Origin of the sequence: Fervidicella metallireducens AeB (genome assembly GCF_000601455.1) — a bacterium.
Lineage (GTDB): Bacteria > Bacillota > Clostridia > Clostridiales > Caloramatoraceae > Fervidicella > Fervidicella metallireducens.
In genome coordinates this window covers 1-2,511 of record NZ_AZQP01000099.1, presented here as the reverse complement: position 1 = coordinate 2,511, position 2,511 = coordinate 1, and the positions used below count along the sequence as shown (strand labels likewise).

The following is a 2,511-nucleotide window of genomic DNA, read 5'->3' as shown; positions in this document are numbered from 1 at the left end:
TTATACTTATGATGCTAAAGGTGTATTGATAAGTATGAATCTTAATGGAACGGAGTACTACTACATCAGGAATGGGCAAAGTGATATAATAGGATTGTTTGACAGTACCGGAACACAGGTAGTATCATATACTTATGATACATGGGGTAAGTTGGTAAGCATTACTGGTTCTCTTGCTTCGACTGTAGGGATTAAAAACCCATATCGGTATCGTGGATACCGCTATGATACCGAGACAGGAATGTATTATTGTCAAAGCAGATACTATGTTCCGGAATGGGGACGATGGCTGAATGCGGATAGTATGGTTGGTTTTACAGGTGAGCTTCTCTCACATAATATGTTTGCTTACTGTATGAATAATCCTGTAAACTGTTATGACCCTGATGGTGATATTGCTTGGTGGGTAGTAGGAGCAATTGGCGGTGCAGTTGTTGGCGGAGTTGTAGGAGCAGTAATATCTTATAAGAAGAATGGTAAAGTTGATTGGCGTTATGTTGCAGGTGGTGCAGCCGCAGGAGCTTTAGTTGGTGCAGGGGCAGGAGCATTAGCTCAAGCAGCTTACACCGGTATGGTAGGGGCAGCAGCCGCAAGTGGAACAGGTGTTGCGTTAGGAACTCAATTTGGCAAACTCGGAACTTTGGTTAATAATCCAAAAATTGTCGTAGATTGGGTTAATACAACAACTCATGGACTACAAAGGATGACAGAACGTGGAGTAACTCAAAAAATGGTTGAAACATGGATGAAATCAGGTCAAGTATTACAACAAGCTGGTGATAAATTCCTGTATATTACAAAAGAGGGAGCAGTAGTTGTAAATAAGGTTGGATAGGTAATTACAGCATATGGAAGCCAATATTTTGATTCTAATATGCAAGAAGTAGTTAAGAAACTTTTTGGGCAATAGGGGTGAAAAGTAAATGTCAATTAAAAAGATTATTGATAAATGGGATCCTATAGATTTATTGTCACATGCTCCGGACGATGAATATCATTCGGAAATATCAGAGATAGGTGAATTGTTGAAAACATCATCAAATGATTTAGAACTCATTGCAGATGGTATATACACAGTGTTTAGTAAATCATTCCGAGGTGAGTTTTCAAAAACTAAAGATGAGTGTAAGGAAATTGCAAAACTAATTTTGATGGACATTAACCGCTAAAAGCCAGTAGTCCAGCACTAAAGCTGTTAGCAAAATTATTTAATAGCATAAGCGTTTCAGTGCTATATCAGAAAAGTATAAAGAATTTGCTCGAAAACTATATGATAATGAAGAACCATTAAATTATTTAAATTTTAAGGAAAGGAGTTAACATTAACTCCTTTCCTCACTTTGTCTTTTTATGAAAGGTGGATTGTATGAAGATACCGGAACTATGGGAATTAATTTCCTTATTTGAATCAGAGCCTAAATATGCATATAAAGAGGATAAACATATTCCTTGGTTTTACAATACCCTTGAATTTGTATTAACCAGAGGTAATGACATAGTTCATTTTATTATTTCGCCAGCAGAAGGAATAATAGATTTCAAATGGTACTTGAACAAAAGACTATTAGTTCATTTAAAATTTGAAAGCATTGAAGAACTTAAGATTGAGAAGACAAGCAGCAAGGAAATTTTACATATTGTCTTTAGTAACGATATAGGATGTGAAAAAATTCTCATTGAACTTAAACCTGTAGTTTATCTGTATGGCAGTATTTCAGCAGGCTAAATTTTTACTATAGCAATAGCGTTGGTTAAAGTTCCGATATGAAACATTCTTGGTTATGATGGGGATTCTTGTTGTTTTTTTAGAATGTATTCAATTAAGCTTTGACGGGTAATCCGGTGTTGCTTTCCAATTTTAAATGACTTCAATTCCACTGAATTTAGCAGTTTGTAAATGATATTCTTGTTTACGCCTAAGAGTTCAATAAGCTGATTAGGGGTTAAAACTTCATCATAGTTTTCAAACATGGTTCTTACCTCCGTTTTAAGTTTTTTACATAATTGTTTGGTTCAACAGGCTATTTTAAGGCATTTTAGCACTTTTATAAAAGTGGAAATAAGTATAATATTATAATAAAAAGCGGTTAAGGAATTTTACTCACAAAGGTAAAAAAAGACAAATCCCTGAATACGGTAATTTTGTCTTGATAATATGAGAAATATTATGTTCCTTCTATGTTCCTCGGCATCTATGTTCCGGTTAACCCTGAAACCACTATCATGCATAGTGTTTGACAGCTTCTGAGTATATAATATATATATTCAGGTTTTAAGTTGACTCATGAAGCCAGTAACAGTATTTCATGCCTGTAATAAACCTTTTTCCGCAAAGCTTGTGAAACGATTCTCAGCTACAATAATATGGTCAATAACCGAAACCGATATGGTTTTCAAAGCCAGGGTAATCCTTTTTGTAACCTCAATATCCTGACTTGATGGCTGGAGGCTTGCAGATGGATGATTATGATGTTTATGTTATTCTAAAAATACCCCAGTACAATAATTGAA

General features: G+C 34.9%; 4 protein-coding genes and 1 pseudogene. 3 read left to right on the top strand and 2 right to left on the bottom strand.

What is annotated here, in order from left to right:
• The 3 genes from Q428_RS15055 to Q428_RS13680 form a co-directional block, all read left to right on the top strand.
• The coding region (locus Q428_RS15055; protein WP_242847859.1) for an RHS repeat-associated core domain-containing protein at nucleotides 1-835 on the top strand (835 nt) is incomplete at its 5' end.
• An 88-nt stretch (nucleotides 836-923) separates the two neighbouring features.
• Nucleotides 924-1,169, top strand: coding sequence for a DUF1871 family protein (locus tag Q428_RS13685; RefSeq protein ID WP_035381886.1), 246 nt, complete (start codon nucleotides 924-926; stop codon nucleotides 1,167-1,169).
• Between the two features lie 197 nt (nucleotides 1,170-1,366).
• Nucleotides 1,367-1,726, top strand: coding sequence for a hypothetical protein (locus Q428_RS13680; protein WP_035381884.1), 360 nt, complete (start codon nucleotides 1,367-1,369; stop codon nucleotides 1,724-1,726).
• Between the two features lie 53 nt (nucleotides 1,727-1,779).
• Here the strand turns inward: Q428_RS13680 and Q428_RS13675 are convergent, their stop codons facing one another.
• Nucleotides 1,780-1,971 (bottom strand): helix-turn-helix domain-containing protein, encoded by a 192-nt coding sequence (locus Q428_RS13675; protein WP_035381882.1) that lies wholly within the window; start codon nucleotides 1,969-1,971, stop codon nucleotides 1,780-1,782.
• Nucleotides 1,972-2,304: 333 nt separating this feature from the next.
• A pseudogene (locus Q428_RS16165) lies at nucleotides 2,305-2,457 on the bottom strand (JAB domain-containing protein); the annotation flags it as partial.
• Nucleotides 2,458-2,511 lie beyond the last annotated feature (54 nt).